Source organism: Mesorhizobium sp. WSM4313 (assembly GCF_002294725.1).
Lineage (GTDB): Bacteria > Pseudomonadota > Alphaproteobacteria > Rhizobiales > Rhizobiaceae > Mesorhizobium.
Genome location: NZ_NSFT01000001.1, coordinates 562997 through 581867 on the forward strand (window position 1 = coordinate 562997; position 18871 = coordinate 581867).

An 18871-nucleotide genomic window follows, 5' to 3' on the forward strand; every position below is an offset into this window, starting at 1 on the left:
TGGCTAAGCGCTGCGCAACACGCGAATTTGCGGATTGCGGTCAAGCACTTCGCCCATGCTATGCAACTTGTGGCGTGCAATATGCCGCCATATATAACGAACTGGTTTCGACAGGTGGACATCGGGTGCTGAAGATCAATGATATCGGGCCGCAGCATTATCGCGATGCGATGGCGCATTTTGCCGGCCATGTGCATGTGGTGACGACCGACGGGCCCGGCGGCAAAAGGGGCGCGACGGTGATCGCCGCCTGTTCGGTCTCGGACACCCCGCCGACGGTGCTGGTCTGCCTCAACCGCGAGAACGCCAAGAACGAAGCTTTCATCAAGAACGGCAAGTTCGCGCTCAACACCCTCGCATCGGACCAGGAAGCCGTATCGGTCGCCTTTTCCGGCATCACCGGCCTGCCGGTGGAGGAGCGCTTCGCGCTTGCTGAATGGGATGTGATCTCGACTGGCGCCCCGACGCTGAAAGGCGCGCTGGCCGTGTTCGACTGCGAGATCATCGATAGCAAGGACCTTGCCACCCACCGTGTGCTTTTTGGCAAGGTGACAGGCCTGCGCATCGGCGATAATTTGCGGCCGCTGATCTACCACAACCGCGGCTATCATTTTCTTTGAACGTGCAAGCGGGATCCACGGAGACAAGATGACCGCGCCGCGCCCCGCGCCGAAAACGATCGACGAAACGCTCGATCTTTTGACAGGCGCGGATTATGTCGCGGACCGTTCGCTGGCGACGGTGCTGTTTCTTTCACTGCGCATGAAGCGGCCCTTGTTCCTCGAAGGCGAGGCGGGCGTCGGCAAGACCGAGATCGCCAAAGTGCTGGCCGACACGCTCCGCCGCCGGCTCATCCGCCTGCAATGCTATGAAGGGCTCGACGTCTCCTCGGCCGTCTATGAGTGGAATTACGCCGCGCAGATGATCGAGATCCGCATGGAGGAGGCGGCGGGCAAGGTCGTCCGCTCCGACATGGAGCGCAACGTCTTTTCCGAAAAATACCTGATCCGCCGCCCGGTGCTCGACGCGCTGACCGGCAAGGCGGGTGCCGCGCCAGTGTTCCTGATCGACGAGCTCGATCGCACCGACGAAGCTTTCGAGGCGTTCCTGCTCGAGATCCTGTCGGACTTCCAGGTGACCGTCCCGGAACTGGGCACGATCAAGGCGGAAGAGCCGCCGATCGTCATCATCACCACCAACCGCACACGCGAGATCCACGACGCGCTGAAGCGTCGCTGTCTCTATCATTGGGTCGATTATCCGAATGCCGAGCGCGAGCTGGAGATCGTGCGGCGCAAGGTGCCGCAGGCGAACCGCCGGCTGTCGGCGGAGGTCGTGTCCTTCATCCAGAAGCTGCGCCAGGTCGAACTGTTCAAGGCACCCGGGGTCGCCGAAACCATCGATTGGGCCGGCGCGCTGACCGAGCTCGACAAGGTGGCGCTCGATCCGGAGACCGTATCGGACACGATCGGCGTGCTTTTGAAATATCAGGACGATATCGCCCGTATCGGAGAGGGCGAGGGCCGGCGCATCCTCAATGAGGTGAAGGCCGAGCTGTCGGCGGCGGAGTAGGCGCGATGCCTGTGCCGCGTCCGGAACCCAAAGAGGCGCTCGCCGATGGGCGCATCGCCGACAACATCGTCTATTTCGCGCGTGCGTTGCGCAAGGCAGGCATGCGCGTCGGTCCGGCTTCCGTGAAGGACGCCATCGAGGCGGTGCTTGCCGCCGGCATCGGCTCGCGCGAGGATTTCTACTGGACGCTGCATGCAGTGCTCGTCTCGCGGCGCGAGGATCATCCTGTCTTCGACGAGGCCTTCCGCCTGTTCTGGAAATCGCGCGAGCTGATCGAGAAGCTGCTGGCGATGTTCTCGCCGGTCGCGCCGGACGATCGCGAAAAGCAGAAGCCGCGGGCGGCGGAGAACCGCGTCAGCCAGGCGATGTTCGAAGGCCATCGGAAGAATCAACCGGTCCGGGAAGTGCCGGAGATCGAGGTCGATGCGCGCCTCACCTTTTCCGGCAACGAGGTGCTGCGCAGCAAGGATTTTGCCCAGATGGATGCGGCGGAGATGGCCGAAGCCAAAAAGGCGATCGCGGCCTTGCGCCTGCCCTTCGATCTGATCCGCACGCGGCGCTTCAGGGCGGACGCGCAAGGGGGTCGCATCGATCCGCGCGCCATGATGCGCTCGGCCGCGCGCACCGGCGGCGAGCTTATCCTGCCGAAATTCCGGTCTCCGCGCGAAGCGCATCCGCCGCTGGTCGTTCTGGCCGACATTTCCGGCTCGATGAGCCAGTATACGCGCATCTTCCTGCATTTCCTGCATGCGCTGACGGAGAAGCGCCGGCGCGTGCACGCCTTCGTTTTCGGCACGCGGTTGACCAACCTGACCCGCCAGATGCGCCATCGCGATCCCGACGAGGCGTTGGCCGAATGCTCGACGGCGGTGAAGGACTGGTCGGGCGGCACCCGCATCGGCGACACGCTTGCCGAGTTCAACCGGCTGTGGTCGCGGCGCGTGCTGGGGCAGGGTGCCGTGGTGCTTCTCATCACCGACGGACTGGAGCGCGACGACGTCGCCGGCCTTTCGCAGGAGATGGAGCGGTTGCAAAAATCCTGCCGGCGGCTGATCTGGCTCAATCCGCTGTTGCGCTTCGACGGTTTTGAGGCCCGCGCCCGTGGCGTGAAGGCGATGCTGCCCTATGTCGACGAGTTCCGGGCAGTGCACAATCTCGACGCGCTGGCCGATCTTTGCGCCTCGCTCGACCAGCGGCCGGCGACTTCGGTCGACCCGCGCCGCTGGCAAGCTGGCGGGAGGCAGGCCGCGTAGCCATATGTTTCCTTGGCGGGAAACCAACGTTTACCGTAGGGACGACCAAGGTTTTCCTTGAAAAACAGACTTTGCGAGAAGCGACGATGGATGAGAGCATTTATCTCGACGAGGCCCGCGATCCCCTGATCATCGCGGAAGACTGGATGAAGGACGGCAAGGATGTCGCCATCGCGACCGTGGTCGAGACCTGGGGTTCGGCGCCTCGCCCGGTCGGCAGCCATCTGGTCATTGACGCCGAGGGCAATTTCCATGGCTCGGTCTCCGGCGGCTGCGTCGAGGGCGCCGTGGTGACCGAGGCGATGGACGTCATCGGCTCGGGCAAGGCCAGGATGCTGGAATTCGGCGTCGCCGACGAGACTGCATGGCAGGTGGGCCTTTCCTGCGGCGGACGTATCAAGGTCTATGTTGAAAGGCTGGGCTGATCACAGATGGATCCCTACGTCCTGAAGACGCTCAACGAAGAACGCCGCGCTCGCCGCGCCGCGGTGCTTGTCACCGACCTCGGCGACGGCCGCGACCGCATCGTGCGCGAGGGCGACCATGTCGCAGGCGATCTCGGCGCGGCGATCGCCAATGCGTTCCGCACCGGCAATTCGCAGTCGGTGGAGGCGGAAGGGCGGACGTTCTTTCTCAACGCGCATCTGCCGCGTCCGCGTCTGGTGGTGATCGGCGCCGTGCATATCAGCCAGGCGCTGGCGCCGATGGCCAGGATCGCCGGCTATCCGGTCGAGATCATCGATCCGCGCACCGCGTTTGCGACCCCGGAACGGTTCCCCGACGTCGCGCTGCATGCCGAATGGCCACAGGATGTGCTGAAACGCGCGCCACTCGACAGCTATACCGCCCTTGCCGCCGTCACCCACGATCCGAAGATCGACGATTTCGCGCTGAAGGCGGCGCTCGACGCGCAATGCTTCTATGTCGGGGCGTTGGGCAGCCGCAAAACCCACGCCAAGCGTGTCGAACGCCTGCTGGCGCTCGGCGCCGGTGCCGACCAGATCGCCCGCATCCACGCGCCGATCGGCCTCGATATCGGTGCTGCCAGTCCGGCCGAGATCGCCGTCGCCGTCCTTGCGCAGACGATCCACGCCTTCCGCTCGCGCGGTCTCGAAGCAAAAGGCGCCGTGGCGTGAAATTCGGACCGGTTCCGATCGACGAGGCGGAAGGGGCGGTGCTGGCGCATGCGACCACCGCCGGCGAAAAACGCTTCCGCAAGGCGCACCGATTGAGCCGAGACGATATCGCGGCGCTCAAGGCGGCGGGCGTCGGCGAAGTCGTCGCCGCGGTGCTTGCCGAGGATGATCTCGACGAGGATGCCGCTGCCGATAGGATCGCCGCCGCCATGCGTCACCGCAACGTCGAGGTCAAGCCGGCCGCGACCGGGCGGGTGAATTTGCATGCGGAAGCCTCAGGCGTCTTTACCGTCGACGCCGCGATGATCGACGCCATCAATGCCGTCGATCCAGCCATCACCATCGCGACGCTGGCGCAGCATGCGCCGGTCGAGAAGGGGCAGATGGTGGCGACGGTCAAGATCATCCCCTTTGCCGTCGCCGAAAGCCTGGTGGACAGCGTGGTGAGGATCTGCGCCGGCCGCGAGATATTTGCCGTCAATGCCTATCGCCCCATAACTGTCGGCGTCATCCAGACGATGCTTCCCGGCGTCAAGCCGAGCGTGCTCGACAAGACGCTGCGCGTCACCGAGGCGCGCCTGGCGCGTTTCGGCGGCCGACTTACGGCCGAGCGGCGCACGCCGCACGACGTGGCGCCGGTCGCCGCGGCCGCAACCCAGCTGGCGCGCGACAACGACATGGTGGTGATCTTCGGCGCCTCGGCGATGAGCGACTTCGCCGATGTCGTGCCGGCCGCGATCGAGTGTGCCGGCGGTACCGTCGTCCGCGCGGGCATGCCGGTCGACCCCGGCAATCTGCTGGTGCTCGGAACGCTCGACGGCAAGCGCATCGTCGGCGCGCCCGGATGCGCGCGCAGCCCGAAGGAAAATGGCTTCGACTGGGTGCTCGATCGGCTGGTTGCCGGGCTCGAGGTGACAGCGGGCGATATTGCCGGTATGGGCGTCGGCGGGCTTTTGATGGAAATTCCGACCAGGCCGCAGCCACGCGAGCCGGCGCCGCAGCCGGCAAGGTCGGCGATGAAAGTCGATATCGTGCTTCTGGCCGCCGGCCGCTCGAGCCGCATGGGCGGGCCGAACAAGCTTTTGGCGCTGTTCGACGGCGAGCCGCTGGTGCGCCGTACCGCCTCCCGCGCGCTGGCCTCGAAGGCCGCCGCCACCGTCGTCGTCACTGGCCATCAGCGCGAGCGCGTGCGCTCTGCGCTTGGGGGTCTTGGCGTGACATTCGCGGACAATCCGGATTTCGCCGATGGCCTCGCTTCGTCGTTGAAGGCGGGTATCGCGAAGGTCGCGCCCGACGCGGCCGGCGCCATGATCGTGCTTGGCGACATGCCGGGCGTTTCGTCGGGGGACCTCGATAGCCTGATCGACGCGTTCCGCAGCTCCGACGGCCGCTCCGTGGTGCGCGCTTCGCACCAAGGCAAGCGCGGCAATCCGGTGCTTTTGCCGCGCTCGCTTTTCGCGGCCGTCGCGCAGCTCGAGGGCGACACCGGCGCGCGGCATCTGGTCGAGGCCGAGGGTCTCGACGTCATCGATGTCGAGATCGGGCAGGGCGCCTCGATCGATGTCGACACGCGCGAGGCGCTGGAAGGGGCGGGTGGCGTTCTGCAGGATTGACAAAGCGGAGCCGAATTTCGCATGCCTCTCGGCATGACTTTGCGTTATCGACGTTTCTTCGCCCTGATCGCCGCGACGGCGCTGTCCCTCTCGGTCGCCGAGGGGCAAACGCTTTCGCTGAAATCGTTCAAGGACGATCTGTTCGCTTATCCGGCGACACTGTCGACGAGCGACAACGGCGCCTACACCGTCCTCGACTATCGCGAGATGCGCGACATAAATCAGCGCGACGAGGTGCCGGAAAAGCGCGTGCATGCGCAATACACCGATCCCGGGGTGCGCAAGGTGCAGCAGGACCTGATGCTGAAGACCGATGCCGGCGATATCAGACATGTCGCGGTCGGCAGGACGGAAGGCGCGTCCATCATTGTGCTCTATCTGCACGGGCAAGGCGGCAGCCGCAAGCAAGGCGTGGACGACTTCACCTTCGGCGGCAATTTCAATCGCATCAAGAACCTGATGGCCGCCAACAACGGGCTCTATCTTTCGCCCGATTTCCCCGATTTCGGCGACAAGGGCGCGGCGCAGGTCGCGGCGCTCATCGACCACTATGCCGAGACATCGCCGAGCGCGAAGATCTTCGTCGCCTGCGGCTCGATGGGCGGGATCATCTGCTGGAAGCTCGCCGCGCGCAAGGACACGGGCGGCCGCATCAATGGGCTGCTGTTGCTCGGATCGCTGTGGGACGACAGCTTTCTCACCAGCCCCGCCTTCAAGCGCCGCGTACCGGTGTTTTTCGGACAGGGCAGCCATGACGTGGTCTTCCCGGTGGAGAAGCAGGAAGCCTTCTTCCGTTCGATTCTGGCCAGGAAGGCTTATCCGACCCGCTTCGTACGCTTCGAGACCGGCACGCACGGCACGCCGATCCGCATGGTCGACTGGCGCGGCACGCTGAACTGGATGCTGACGAAAGCGCCGTGATTGCGCTGCAGCGCCTCAAGGCGCCGTGTTGTAGTCGATGACCGTCTGCGGATTTTGCTCGCCGTCATAGGATGCATCGACGTCATACTGGACGAGCGAGAAATCGCCGTTGCGGAAAAGGTAGGTTCCCGATGACGAGGCATCCCCCACGCCACGCCATTTGTTCGATGTGGTGATGGTTTTGGTGTTGTCGTCGTAGTCCGAATTGGTCGCCCAGCCGCTGGTCTTGAACCCGATGATATGGATCGATTCGACCTTGCCTTCGCTGTTGTTGTTCTCGTAGCGGATGTCGAGGTCCGGCTCGGTGAACTGCAACTGTGAGACGCCATCGACGTCGTCGGTGATGTAGTAGACCGCCGTCTCGTTGTAGGCGGCCATCGAGCAGAAGAAGCGGAACAGCCGCGTCTCGCGCTCCGGGTCGCTGGGCTGGGCGTCCTTGTCCTTATAGTGGATGGAATGAGCCTCTGGCTCGCCGATCGGCTTGCCGTCAGGATCCTGCTTGTCGCATTGTCCTCCATAGGTGGCGAGGAAGGCTTTTTTGGCCTGCTCCAGCGCCTCATCCTTCTTCGGCGGCGGCGGACCGTCGCCGCAGCTTGCCGGCACGGCGCTGTCGAAATCCTCGGTCGACGGCTTCAACGCGCCCTTGTCGATGAAGATCGGCTGGAAGGGCGGCTCCTGGATCTGCGCGTTGACTTGGCGGACCGTGTAGCAGCCGGCGAAAACCTTGGCCTCGCCCTTCTTGTCGGTCGCCTGGATGGCGACCGGAACGCTGTAGTAGATGCTGCCGGCAGCACCGTCCTCCGAGACAGCGCCGGTCTTGACTTCGACGCTGCCGGTGCCGTCGTAACCCTTGACGAAGGCGTTGAAATCCTTTGCCGGCTTCGTATCGCCGAAATAGCCCCAGGCGCGGGCGAATTCGTGGCGGTTGATGGCGCTATAGAGCGAACGGACAACCGCTTCGGCGCTAGATCGGTCATCGATATAGGGTGCATCCGCCGCGGGTGCGGACTGCGTGAAGCCGGCCAGTGAGAAAAAGACGGTCGCTGCGAAAGTGGCTCTTTTCATCGAATCCTCCGCTCGGTAACGAAAATACTACCACGGCGATTGCGGCGGCGTGGTGACGCCGTGGGCAGGACCGCTTGAAGAATCGTGGCGGGAGGCGCTAGTTCACGGCCCGCGGCGCTGGGGCCGCGTCGGAGGTTACCCGTGACCATTTCCATGTACGACATATCGGTCGGCGTGTTTGCCGCAAGGCTGAAGGCGCTGGCCAGCGTCTTGACGGCGGCGGAGCAGAATGCCGGCGAGCGCAAGATCGATCCGCAGGTGTTCCTCACCGCGCGGTTGGCACCCGACATGTTCGCGCTGGCCAGGCAGATCCAGATCGCCACCGACCACGCAAAGGGCGCGCCGTCGCGGCTTGCCGGCCGCGAGGTGCCGAAATACGAAGACAATGAAGCGAGCTTCGCCGAGCTGCAGGCCCGGATCGCCAAGACGCTCGATCATCTGGCGACTTTCTCCGTGGCTGACCTGGAAGGCTCCGAGGACCGGACCGTCGAAGTGAGACTGGGAGGGCGTGAAACCACTCTGCCCGGCCTGCAATATCTGCTGCACCTGGCGATGCCGAATTTCTACTTCCACGTCACCACGGCCTACGACATTCTGCGCCACAACGGCGTGCCGCTCGGCAAGCAGACTTTTCTGGGAAATCGCTGACTTTGGAGTGGTTTAGAGGTTTCCCAGCACTCCGGGAAACCTCGTTGGTTCAGCGCGGCCTCAGCGTATCGACATTTCGCGCGCGATGCGCGGAAAATCCGCCGGCTTGATGCCGATATCGGCGCGGTCGGCATTGCTCATCGCGTTCAGAAGTGCGAGCGCCGAGCGGTAACGCTGGTGTTCCTGCGGCCTCGGCCGGGCGAACATTTCAGTGAAGAACCCCATGACTCAGTTGCCCCTGTTGGTCCTCCCGACATCACTATATAGGCGATTTGTTAAAAATTGTGCAGTGCAGCATTTGCATGGCTGCCATGCTGCACCAAATTTTTCCGTCACAGTCGATTTTCCGTGAAACTTTTCGGCAGGCTCGACCGTAGGCAATCGGGCCGGCACATGGCTGGCTTTTTCCTCGCCACTCCTGGCGACCTTGCCGGACTGCCCGAATGAGCAGTCCGGCTTTTTATTGTCCGATGCCGTCTTGGCGGGCGGAAAAGCCGCCAATTGTCAATATCGCCAGAATTCATTCTTAACGAGAGCTCCCTATGTTTGGCGGCATCACTGCATGCCGTCACGACAGGGAGGTTGAGATCGGCACCGGGAACAAGCTCGATTTCGCTTCGTTGCTCGACGACCTGATCGTCGCCTCGGAGAAGGGCGAGGACGAGGGCGCCCGACCGTCCATCCCGTTTGATTATCTGTCCGTGGCCGATGAACTGCATTCCGGCCGCATCAAGGTCGCCGGCGAGAGCGTCGCCGCCGAATATCGCGAGCAAGGCGCCGACCTTGCTGCCGAGTTCGCGGCACTTCTCGATCAGGCGAAACTGACGCTTGCCGGCGAAGAGCACTGGCCGGAGGAGAAGCTGCCGCCGATCGATCCCGAAGCGATCGCAGGCGAGCTCGGCCTCGACCGTCCCGCCAAGAACCCCGATTTCGGCCGCATCCGCCGTAACTTCGCCTTCGCCAACCATCCGGACCGGCTCGCGCCGCATCTGCGCCAGCGTGCCATGATCCGTATGCAGGTTGCCAACATGCTGATCGACGAAGCCAAGCGGCGGGCGCTGGCCGGGGCCAGGCGGTAGTTCCCTTCATCAGAGACTTCGACTGTTCGCTTCGGCGACCCATCGCAAGCCATCGAAATTGGCTGGAGCCTCTCCAATATTCGTCATCCTTGGGCGTAGCGACGCGAAGCGGAGCGCGGACCCAAGGATCCATTCCGTGACCTTCAACGTAGAGTGCAACGGTGCAGAATTCTGTAATCGTTGGAACGCTTTAGGGTAACGGAATGGATTCTAGGGTCTGCGCGCGTCGCTTCGCTCCTTGCTCCGCCCTAGAGTAACGAACTGACTGACGCTTCGGCCAATCTCGAAACTGGGCGACTTTGCAAAACGCAAGCGTTTTGCTCTATGTTCAACTTCCTCCCCGCGCTGTCCGCGCAAACCTCCCGCCGGAGAATTCCATGCATAAGCGCCGCCTCGGTCGGACCGATCTTCTTGTTTCGCAAATCTGTCTCGGATCGATGACCTGGGGTCAGCAGAACAGCGAGGCGGAAGGCCATGCGCAGATGGATCTGGCGTTTTCGCGCGGGGTGAATTTCATCGACACGGCCGAGCTTTACCCGATCCCGCCCAAGGCGGAGACGCAAGGGCGAACCGAGAGGATCATCGGCAGCTGGATGAAGGCCAATCGAAACCGCGACAAGGTCATCCTTGCCTCGAAGGTGGTCGGCCGCACGGCCAACGCATGGTTCCGCGGCGATCGTCCGTCGAAGCTGGTGCGCGCCGACATTTTCGACGCGGTCGAGAAATCGCTGGCCAAGCTCGGCACCGACTATATCGACCTCTACCAGATCCACTGGCCGGACCGGGACATTCCGTGGGGTTCGAACCCGACGCGGATCGGAGCGGTGGCGCGCCGGGCCGATGCCGCAGCCGCGCCCGCAGACGAAACACCGATTGCCGAGACGCTCGCCGTCTTCCAGGACCTGGTGAAAGCCGGCAAGATCCGCCATCTCGGCCTATCGAACGAAAGCTCCTGGGGTGTCATGCGCTTCGTCTTCGAAGCCGAGAAGGGCTCCGGCCCGCGCGTCGCCTCGCTGCAGAACGCCTACAACCTCGTCAACCGCACCTTCGAGGTGAACCTTGCCGAGGTCTGCGAGCGCGAGGAGATCGCGTTTCTTCCCTATTCGCCGTTGGCGCAGGGTTATCTCACCGGAAAATACGATCATGGCGCGCGACCGCAGGGCTCGCGCTCGCAGCTGTTCAATCGAGGCCAGCGCTACGAGACGCCGAACGCGGCGGAGGTGCTGCTTCAGTACAATGAGCTGGCACGTTCCTTCGGCATGGAGCCGGCGCTTTTCGCCAACGCCTATGTGGCGAGCCGGCCCTTCGTGACCGCGAACATCGTCGGCGCGACCACGATCGCGCAGCTTGGGACGGCGCTGTCCTCGGTCGATGTCGCTTGGACGGATGAGATGCAGAAAGCGGTCGACGCCATCCACCAACGTGTCGGCAATCCGTGCCCTTAAGCGAGAAAAAACAAAGGGATGGAGACGATGGCAGAATTTCCGATCGAAGCCGTACGCGGCAAGTTTCCGGCGCTTTCGCTGACCGATGACGGGCGTCGCCGCATCTATCTGGACAATCCCGCCGGCACACAGGTGCCACAAGCGGTGGCCGACGCAGTATCCCGCTGCCTGCTGACGACCAATGCCAATCTCGGTGGTTTCTTTGAAACGACGGTCGCGGCCCAAAAAGTGGTCGACGCTGCGCATGCCGCGATGGCCGATTTCCTGAACGCACCGAGCGTCGAGGAGATCGTCATCGGCGCCAACATGACGACGCTGACCTACCACATGTCGCGCACGCTTGGTCGGACGATGAAACCTGGCGACGAGATCATCGTCACGCGCATGGACCATGAGGGCAATGTCTCGCCCTGGCTGCAGCTTGCCGAGGATCTCGGCCTGGTCGTGCGCTTCCTGCCGTTCGACGAGTGGAGCTGGCAGGTGGAGGAGGCGGCGCTCAAGGGACTGCTTTCGGAAAGGACGCGGCTTGTCGCGCTGAACTATGCCTCCAATCTCACCGGCTCGATCAACCAGGTGAAGGCGCTGACGGCGGCAGCTAAACAGGCCGGCGCGCTGGTTTATGTCGATGCCGTGCAATTCGCGCCGCACGGGCTGGTCGACGTGCAGGCGCTCGGCTGCGATTTCCTGATCTGCTCGGCCTATAAATTCTTCGGGCCGCATATGGGCATATTGTGGGGCCGGCGCGACGTGATCGACGCGCTCCAGCCTTACAAATGCCGCTGCTCTTCGAATGTCCTGCCCGAGCGGTTCGAGCTTGGCACGCCGCAGATCGAGCTGATGGCCGGGTTGACGGCGGCAATCGACTATTTCGCCGATCTCGGCGCTGCCACCGGCGAGAGCGGGTCGCGCCGGCAACGGATCGCCAAGGCGTTCGAGGTCTCGATCGCTTACGAGAACAGGCTTGCCCGGCAACTGATCGAAGGCCTGTCCAGCATCGAGGGGCTGGTGATCCACGGCATCATCGATCCGGAACGCCTCGCCGAGCGGGTGCCGACCGTTTCCTTCACCGTCGAAGGCATCGCGCCGGAAACGATCGTGCGGCAGATGAACGCCGAGAACATCTTCGTCTGGTCAGGTCACAATTATGCGTGGGAGGTCGTCCACCAGCTCGGCATACCCGCCGAGCAGGGCGTCGTGCGCATCGGCATCGCGCATTACAATACGGCGGCCGAGATCGAGGAGACGCTGGAGAGCGTGCACCGCGTGATCGCGATGCTGCGGCAGCAGCGCTCCTAGTTTTTTAGCTTTACGCAATTCCGGACGGAAAACCGCTACACACTTTTCCTGGAATTGCTTCTAGCCCTGCTTGCCGCCGAAGCCGGTGAGGAATGCGGTGAGGTTGTCGCCGAGCGCATCGCAGAGATAGCCGCCTTCCTGGACAATGACCGTCGGCAGGCCGAGTCCGGCGATCGCTTCGCCGATGCGCGAGAAGCCTTGCGTCGTCACCGACAGGCCGCCGAACGGGTCGCCCTCGAAAGCGTCGAGGCCGAGCGCCACGACCAGCGCTTCCGGCGCGAAGGCGCGGATGCGCTGGAAGGCCGTCGCCAGCGCTTCGAGAAAGGCCGCGTCGCCGGACTTGCGCGGCAGCGGCAGGTTGAGATTGTAGCCGAGGCCGGGACCTTCGCCGCGCTCGTCTGCATGCCCCCAGAAGAACGGGTAGAAGCGCACCGGATCGGCGTGCAGCGAGACGGTGAGCACGTCGGGGCGGGCATAGAAGATGCCTTGCGTGCCGTTGCCGTGATGCAGGTCGACATCGAGGATGGCGACGCGGGCGGCGTTCTTGCGCAGCACCTGCGCCGCGACCGCCGAATTGTTGATGAAGCAGAAGCCGCCGGCGACATCGGCGAAAGCATGATGGCCGGGCGGACGGCAAAGCGCATAGGCAGAGGGCGCGCCGGCCATCACCGCTTCAGCGGCTTCCACCGCGCTCCAGGCGCTCCACAGCGCGCTGTTCCAGGTCTCGGCCGAGATCGGGCAGGCGGTGTCGGCCATGTGGTAGCCGGCCTGGCCGACAGCCGAGGCCGGGTAGGAGCCGGCGCGGGCGATCGGATGGATGTTTGGGATGACTTCCGCCGAGGCGCCTTCGATGCGCTGCCAGCGCGCAAAAATGTGCTCGAGAAAATCGAGATATTCAGGCGTATGCACCGCGGCGATCGGGCCAAGTCCATGATTGCCTGGACGTTCGACCGTCAAGCCGGCCAATCTTGCGCCGGCTAACAATCGTTCAATCCGCTCCGGCTTTTCCGGGTTGGGCTGCTGCGCGCCGCTGGAGAGGAAAGCTTTCGGGTCATGGCGCTTCTGCTCCTCGGCATAGAAGGCTTTCATCGTCATTCCTCCGGCGTATCGGCAAAGGCGAAAAAGGCATCGCCGACGATTTTCTGCACCTGCTCGTAGCTCGACCGGCCGATGCCCAGTCTTTCGTAGAAGGCCTTGGCCGTCTCATTGTCGGTATCGACGGACAGTCTCAGATAGCCACCGCCCGCCGCGCGGCACTCCTTCGCCACGCGTCTGAGCAGTTTTTCACCGATGCGGCGGCCGCGGAAGCGATCGTCGACATAAAGGTCCTGCACATAGACGCCGGGACGGCCCATCCAGGTCGAGAAGATCGGAAAATACAGGCAAAGCCCGGCAAATTCGCCGTCGATCTCGGCGATCAGGGTCGAGAAGGCGGGTTTGGCGCCGAAGCCGTAGCGGCGCAGGTCCTCGGGCGTCGAAGTGATTTCCTGATGCGCGCCGATATCGGTACCGAGGCGCAGCAGGGCGGCATGGATGGTTTCGACATCATCAATGGTGCCGGGGCGGAGGGTGACGGCTTGCGAAGGGTTGCTCATTGAGAGTGCAGCGCCAAGGCACCCCCCTCTGTCCTGCCGGACATCTCCCCCGCAAGGGGGGAGATTGGCAGCTTTGGCGTTGCCGCCAATTCTGCAACGCTGAAAATTGGCGAAATCGAAAAACACAGCTGATCTCCCCCCTTGCGGGGGAGATGGCCGGAAGGCCAGAGGGGGGTGCGAAGGATCGCAAGCATCTCAGATTGGCTTTGCCTCAAAACGCCACTATCCCTCCACCGGCAGATCGAGTTCCTCCGCCAGAGCCTCCAGCGAATCGCCGATGATGGAAATCATCTCGCCGATCTGGTCTCTGGTGATGATCATCGGCGGCGCCACCATGAAATTGTCGCCGTCGACGCCGCCCTTGACCTTGCGGCCATAGATGATCAGGCCGCGCGCATAGGCGTGGTCGAGCAGGCGCTGCGTCGCCTTGCTGGCCGGATCGATGGGCCTCAAAGTCTCGGGATCGGCGACCATTTCGGCGCCGGTGAGCAGGCCCTTGCCGCGCACGTCGGCGATGAAGGGGAAGCGCTTTTGCAAGCCCTTCAACTCTGCCATCAGCACCTCGCCCATCGCGGCGGCGTTGGCGATGAGGTCGAGCCGGTCCATCTCGCCGAGCACGGCGAGGCCGGCGGCGCAGGCCAGCGGATTGCCGGCATAGGTATGGCCGTGCTGGAAACCGCCGGAGGCCAGCAGCGGCTCGACCAGGCGCATCGGCGCGGCGAGGGCGCCGAGCGGCGCGTAACCCGAGCCCAGCCCCTTCGAGAGGGCGACGATGTCGGGCCTGCAGTTCCAGTGGTCGCCGCCGAGGAACTTGCCTGTCCTGCCGGCGCCGCTCATCACTTCGTCATGAATCAGAAGAATGCCGTAGCGGTCGCAGATTTCGCGGATGCGCGGATAGTAGCTGTCGGGCGCGACAAGGGCTGCGGTCGCGGCACCGCCGACCGGCTCCATGATGAAGGCCAAAACGCTTTCCGGCCCTTCGGCGAGAATCTTCTCCTCCAGCATGTCGGCGTAGCGGATACCGCGCTGTTCCAACGAAAGGTTGTCGCGGTCGCGCCAGGCTGTGGGCGCAGGCACTGTCGGCATCACCCTCATCATCGGCGTGAAGGTTTCGGCGAGCGCATCGTCGCCGGTGATGGAAAGCGAGCCCAGCGTGCCGCCATGATAGGAGGGGAAGCGGGTGATCACCTTCCAGCGCTTGGGCTGGCCGGTGGCGACCGCCCATTGGCGGGCGAGCTTGATGCAGGATTCGGTCGCTTCCGAGCCGCCCGAAACGAAGAAGATGCGGTCCATGCCTTCGGGCAGCTTGCCGGCCAGGGCGCGCGCAAGCTCCTCGGCCGGCTCATTTTCGAAATGCAACCGGTAGGCGAAGGTGGTCTTGTCCATCTGCCGCTTCATGGCGTCGAGCACGTTGCGGTTGGAGTGGCCGATATTGGCGACCATCGGCCCGCTCGAGCCGTCGATGTAGCGGCGGCCGTCCTTCGTCCAGAAATAGATGCCCTCGGCGCGGTCGACGAGCGGCCGGCGCAGGCTGGACAAATAGAACAGGTGCGACGGCGGCCGCGCTTCGGCCTCTGCTACGGGCTGGACTTCCAGTTTCGACATGTCAGGACTTTCCGAGATAGCGGTCGAGAACATTTTTGGTCACGCGTTCGACCATCGCGTCCTGCCTTAGCAGGCCGGCGACCCATTCGCAGCTTCCGGCGTGGAAGACCTCGCCTTTGCCGCGCGGGAAATTGACGATCATGCCGTTGCCGCGCTTGACCTTGTCGAGATTGGCGTCGCTCGCCTCGCCGAACAACGTCTCGGCGGTGAAGCGGCCATCCTCGTCGGTGAGGAACTGGTCCTCGACCGGGATGTCGGCGCTTTCCTCGACCTGGCTCGCCATGCCGACCGCCAGCACCTGCAAGCCGTCCGGCGCGCCGCTGGTCGCGGTCGGGTAGGGCAGGCCGCCACGGATCTCGAAATCGAGGCCGTCGACTTCATAGCCGTAGACATGACTGTCGGCGCCGAGCAGGTCGCCGTAATAGATGCCGGTGCCGGCAAAGGCCCAGTGCTCGGGCCGGTAGACCGGGAAGCCACGCACGCCCCGCGGCGCGCAGCCGCCCCAGCCGGCATAGACGCCTCGGGTCGCATTGAGGCCGAAGGTGGCGCTGCCTGGACGGCCGATCTCAGGCGCTTCCCAGGAATTGGTTGCGCGGGTGACGTCGCCGCCGCGATAGGCGGGGTCTTCCGCGCGTGCCTTGTATTTGTAGCAGACCTGGCGGCGGCCTTGGTTCTCCAGCCTCGTCTGCCACATGAAATTGCCGGCGAAGCGCGCCGCATGCCCGCCGCGCTCGACATAATTGTCGACGGCGTCGCGCATCTCCCAGGTCCAGTATTCGTCGTGGCCGACGAAGACGACGCAGTCGTAGCCGTCGAGGATTTCGGGCGAGAAATGGAGCTCGTGCTGGCTGGCGAGATCGACCTGATAGCCGGCGCGCTCGGCGAAGCGAAAGAAATGGCTGTCATAGCTCGCCCAGCCCGAAGAGGCATATTTCTTCGAATGTCCAGTGGCGAAGGCCCACTCCATATGCGGATAGCGTGGCACGGTCTTCGGCGGCACCGCGACTTCCAGCGGCACGCGCGGCGCGTCCTTAGGCAGTACCACGAAGCCGCGGCACCAGGGTCGCTGCGTCGAGACCGTCGTGGCGTATTGATCGCGGTTCGGTCCGGTTATGCCCTGATAGTGGTTCGAGCCACCCCACGTGTTGTAGGCGAGCCAGGTACCGGTCGCGGCGACCTGCAGCAGGCGGCCGGGCTTGCGGCCGGGCAGGGGTGTGACGATGAAGAGATGATGGCTGTGGATTGGCGTCCCGTCGCGGCCTTCGGCCGACAGCGTCACGCGATAGGCGCCGGACGGCCAGTCGACGCCGACGCGGAATTCGAACGAAGCCTCCCAGTTGCAGCCTTCGACCGAGCATTGGTCGGGCGTATCCTGCCAGCGCGCCGACAGGCCCGCTCCCTCGAAAACTTTTGTTTCGCTCTCGCCGTCACGGATGACGGCAAGGCTGAATTGCGGCGCCGACGCGCTGACGAAGAGCGTTACCGTCTCGCCGGGGCGATAGGAAAACCGGTCGCTGTAGCACCAGATCTCGCCGCTCGGGCCATCCATTCCCGGCCATTCGTAATAGTGGCCGCGCACCGCCTCGCGGCGCTGCTCGGGCGTCAGCCCGAAATCGGGGAATTCACTGGGCAGTTGCGTCAAGGAACACCTGAGATCACGAGGCCGTCATTGAGACCATCGGCTGGCCAAGCGTCAAATGGAAAGCATCGGGCCAGCGCGCTCGCGCTTGGCCGCCGCCGGCAAACCAACTATTCATGCTGAGGCGACATTCTCGCCGAGGAGCCGACATGCTGCGTGTGCAAAAGGTCAAGGTCGACGACATCTACGTGCCGACGGCGCGGCGCAAGACGCTGCATCCCGAGACGGTGCGCCATCTTGCCGAGGATATTCTCGAAAACGGCATGAAGACCCCGATACAGGTGCGACACGACGGCAAGCGCCACATCCTGGTCGAGGGGCTGCATAGGCTCGAAGCCGCGAAGTGGCTCGGCGAGACCATGATCGACGCTTATCTAGTGCAGGCCAAGCGCCACTGATCCTTCTTCTTTGGAGTCGCCTGCCGAGGCGCTTCCACTCTCCCTCGAATTATTTAGCGGGCCATGTCGGCTTGGGTTCTCCCACCGCGTCCTTGAGGCAACGCAAGCGGAGAGGAGACTGAAATGCCCAAGACCCTGTTTTTCGCCATCCTTGCTTCGGCAATGACCCTCATAGCCTCGCCGAGCGCACAATCCGAGGAGACCAAGCCTGTCATGACCAGTGAAACCAAAGCTCTCTTGAAGCCGGAAAAATCCGGCCTGCTGCCGATCGACGGCGTGAACTACTACTACGCCGTCTACGGCAAGGGCGAGCCGCTGCTTCTTTTGCATGGCGGCCTGGGTTCGAGTGACATGTTCGCGCCGATCCTGCCGAAATTTGCCGAACATCGCACGGTGATCGCCGTCGACCTGCAGGGACATGGCCGCACCGCGCTCGGCGAACGGCCTTTCGGCCTTGAGACGATGGGCGACGACATGGCGGCCATCGTCAAGGCGCTCGGCTACGACAAGGTCGACGTCATGGGCTATTCGCTTGGCGGCGGCGTCGCCTTCCGCATGGCCGTTCAGCATCCGGAGGCGGTGCGTCGGCTGGTCATGGTGTCGACCGGCTACGCCGCCAACGGCTTCTATGACGAGATGCGTCCGCAGCAGGCGCAGGTGAGCGCGGCGGCCGCCGAGTTCATGAAGGACACGCCGATGTACAAATCCTATGTCGCCGTGGCGCCGAAGCCCGAGGATTTCCCAAAACTGCTCGATGCGCTCGGCGCCTTCATGCGCAAGGACTATGATTTCTCGGCCGACGTGCCGAAGCTGAAGATGCCCGTCATGCTCGTCTACGGCGACAGCGACATGTACAAGCCCGAGCACGAGATCAAGTTCTTCCAGATGCTCGGCGGCGGATTGAGGGACGCCGGCTGGATGCGCGAGCACCTGTCGCAGAACCGGCTGGCGATCATCCCCAACCGCACGCATTACGACGTGTTCTTCGCGCCGGAACTGGTCGCCAGCACGCTACCGTTCCTCGACGGTGTCACCAAGGTGAAGACCTGGGACGAGATCGTCAGCGAATGAATCCTGGCCGCTGGCCGCCTGAGGCAGCCGGCCAGCGGCATCAGCTCAAGCGATCGTATCCCATCAATGTTTTTTGATTGACCCTGCCATGCCGGCCACTAGGGTGCCCGGCATTTCCTCGAGGCAGGTGTCTGGTGATGACCAAGTATGAGGGCGGATGCCTTTGCGGCGCGGTGCGCTACAGGGCCGAGGCCGAGCCGATCAACGAACGCATCTGCCATTGCCGCATCTGCCAGAGAGCGATCGGCGCCGCCTTCAATGCGCGACTTCTGTTTCGCATCGACGATGTGACCATCGAAGGACCGGTGGCGACGATCAATTCCACGCCTGACCTCAAGCGCGGCTTCTGTCCGGTTTGCGGCACGACTTTGTTTTCACGCCGCGATTCCAGGGGCATTCTCGGCATCACCTCCGGCTCGCTCGATGACCCGTCGCTGTTCAAGCCCGACATGCATTTCTGGACCGCCTCGAAGCAGCCCTGGGTGATGCTCGACGATGGCCTGCCGCAATATGAAGGCGCGCCGCCAGCGTAGCT

At 63.7% G+C, this 18871-nt stretch carries 20 protein-coding genes; 14 read left to right on the forward strand and 6 right to left on the reverse strand.

Annotation, left to right across the window (positions count from 1 at the left end; translation table 11 throughout):
* The first annotated feature begins 125 nt into the window (after positions 1–125).
* From CK219_RS02835 to CK219_RS02865, 7 genes are all read left to right on the forward strand, one after another.
* On the forward strand, positions 126–620 hold the full coding sequence (locus CK219_RS02835; RefSeq protein ID WP_095765215.1) for a flavin reductase: 495 nt from the start codon (positions 126–128) through the stop codon (positions 618–620).
* Between the two features lie 28 nt (positions 621–648).
* The gene (locus tag CK219_RS02840) at positions 649–1572 is read left to right on the forward strand and encodes a MoxR family ATPase (RefSeq protein ID WP_095765216.1); all 924 of its coding nucleotides are present in this window, start codon (positions 649–651) and stop codon (positions 1570–1572) included.
* A gap of 5 nt (positions 1573–1577) precedes the next feature.
* Complete coding sequence (locus tag CK219_RS02845) at positions 1578–2825, forward strand: VWA domain-containing protein (RefSeq protein ID WP_176476909.1); 1248 nt, start codon at positions 1578–1580, stop codon at positions 2823–2825.
* Positions 2826–2911: 86 nt separating this feature from the next.
* A complete protein-coding gene (locus CK219_RS02850; RefSeq protein WP_095765217.1) occupies positions 2912–3250 on the forward strand; it encodes an XdhC family protein in 339 nt (112 codons plus the stop codon).
* Positions 3251–3256: 6 nt separating this feature from the next.
* Positions 3257–3961 carry an XdhC family protein gene (locus tag CK219_RS02855; protein WP_095765218.1) on the forward strand — a complete coding sequence of 235 codons (705 nt, stop codon included), beginning with the start codon at positions 3257–3259 and terminating at the stop codon, positions 3959–3961.
* Positions 3958–5574, forward strand: a complete 1617-nt coding sequence (locus CK219_RS02860; RefSeq protein ID WP_095765219.1) for a molybdopterin-binding/glycosyltransferase family 2 protein — start codon at positions 3958–3960, stop codon at positions 5572–5574. Before CK219_RS02855 ends, CK219_RS02860 begins: the two co-directional genes overlap by 4 nt.
* Before the next feature lie 21 nt (positions 5575–5595).
* Positions 5596–6495, forward strand: a complete 900-nt coding sequence (locus CK219_RS02865) for an alpha/beta hydrolase (RefSeq protein ID WP_245340376.1) — start codon at positions 5596–5598, stop codon at positions 6493–6495.
* Positions 6496–6510: 15 nt separating this feature from the next.
* Here the strand turns inward: CK219_RS02865 and CK219_RS02870 are convergent, their stop codons facing one another.
* Positions 6511–7560 carry a DUF1176 domain-containing protein gene (locus CK219_RS02870; protein ID WP_095765220.1) on the reverse strand — a complete coding sequence of 350 codons (1050 nt, stop codon included), beginning with the start codon at positions 7558–7560 and terminating at the stop codon, positions 6511–6513.
* A 141-nt stretch (positions 7561–7701) separates the two neighbouring features.
* On the opposite strand from CK219_RS02870, the gene CK219_RS02875 reads away from it, so the two are divergent.
* Positions 7702–8208, forward strand: a complete 507-nt coding sequence (locus tag CK219_RS02875; RefSeq protein WP_095765221.1) for a DUF1993 family protein — start codon at positions 7702–7704, stop codon at positions 8206–8208.
* A 60-nt stretch (positions 8209–8268) separates the two neighbouring features.
* Here CK219_RS02875 and CK219_RS02880 read toward each other — a convergent pair whose 3' ends face one another.
* Positions 8269–8433 (reverse strand): DUF1127 domain-containing protein, encoded by a 165-nt coding sequence (locus tag CK219_RS02880; protein ID WP_095765222.1) that lies wholly within the window; start codon positions 8431–8433, stop codon positions 8269–8271.
* Positions 8434–8828: 395 nt separating this feature from the next.
* Between CK219_RS02880 and CK219_RS02885 the strand changes: the two genes are divergently transcribed.
* The 3 genes from CK219_RS02885 to CK219_RS02895 all read left to right on the forward strand — a co-directional run bounded on the left by CK219_RS02885 (position 8829) and on the right by CK219_RS02895 (position 12028).
* Positions 8829–9287 carry a hypothetical protein gene (locus CK219_RS02885; protein WP_095765599.1) on the forward strand — a complete coding sequence of 153 codons (459 nt, stop codon included), beginning with the start codon at positions 8829–8831 and terminating at the stop codon, positions 9285–9287.
* 377 nt (positions 9288–9664) lie between these two features.
* Positions 9665–10732: an aldo/keto reductase gene (locus CK219_RS02890; protein ID WP_095765223.1), complete on the forward strand. Its 1068-nt coding sequence runs from the start codon at positions 9665–9667 to the stop codon at positions 10730–10732.
* Positions 10733–10759: 27 nt separating this feature from the next.
* On the forward strand, positions 10760–12028 hold the full coding sequence (locus CK219_RS02895; RefSeq protein WP_095765600.1) for a cysteine desulfurase-like protein: 1269 nt from the start codon (positions 10760–10762) through the stop codon (positions 12026–12028).
* Between the two features lie 60 nt (positions 12029–12088).
* Here CK219_RS02895 and CK219_RS02900 read toward each other — a convergent pair whose 3' ends face one another.
* From CK219_RS02900 to CK219_RS02920, 4 genes are all read right to left on the reverse strand, one after another.
* Positions 12089–13117, reverse strand: coding sequence for a histone deacetylase family protein (locus CK219_RS02900; protein ID WP_095765601.1), 1029 nt, complete (start codon positions 13115–13117; stop codon positions 12089–12091).
* Positions 13118–13119: 2 nt separating this feature from the next.
* On the reverse strand, positions 13120–13623 hold the full coding sequence (locus CK219_RS02905; protein ID WP_095765224.1) for a GNAT family N-acetyltransferase: 504 nt from the start codon (positions 13621–13623) through the stop codon (positions 13120–13122).
* A 222-nt stretch (positions 13624–13845) separates the two neighbouring features.
* A complete protein-coding gene (locus tag CK219_RS02915; RefSeq protein ID WP_095765226.1) occupies positions 13846–15228 on the reverse strand; it encodes an aspartate aminotransferase family protein in 1383 nt (460 codons plus the stop codon).
* Position 15229: 1 nt separating this feature from the next.
* Entirely contained in the window at positions 15230–16870 is a 1641-nt protein-coding gene (locus tag CK219_RS02920) for a N,N-dimethylformamidase beta subunit family domain-containing protein (protein ID WP_095765227.1), read from the reverse strand.
* A gap of 146 nt (positions 16871–17016) precedes the next feature.
* Between CK219_RS02920 and CK219_RS02925 the strand changes: the two genes are divergently transcribed.
* The 3 genes from CK219_RS02925 (at position 17017) to CK219_RS02935 (ending at position 18869) form a co-directional block, all read left to right on the forward strand.
* On the forward strand, positions 17017–17265 hold the full coding sequence (locus tag CK219_RS02925; protein ID WP_042644583.1) for a ParB N-terminal domain-containing protein: 249 nt from the start codon (positions 17017–17019) through the stop codon (positions 17263–17265).
* A gap of 123 nt (positions 17266–17388) precedes the next feature.
* Positions 17389–18336 (forward strand): alpha/beta hydrolase, encoded by a 948-nt coding sequence (locus tag CK219_RS02930; RefSeq protein ID WP_095765228.1) that lies wholly within the window; start codon positions 17389–17391, stop codon positions 18334–18336.
* Between the two features lie 137 nt (positions 18337–18473).
* Positions 18474–18869, forward strand: a complete 396-nt coding sequence (locus CK219_RS02935; RefSeq protein ID WP_095765229.1) for a GFA family protein — start codon at positions 18474–18476, stop codon at positions 18867–18869.
* Positions 18870–18871: the final 2 nt, after the last annotated feature.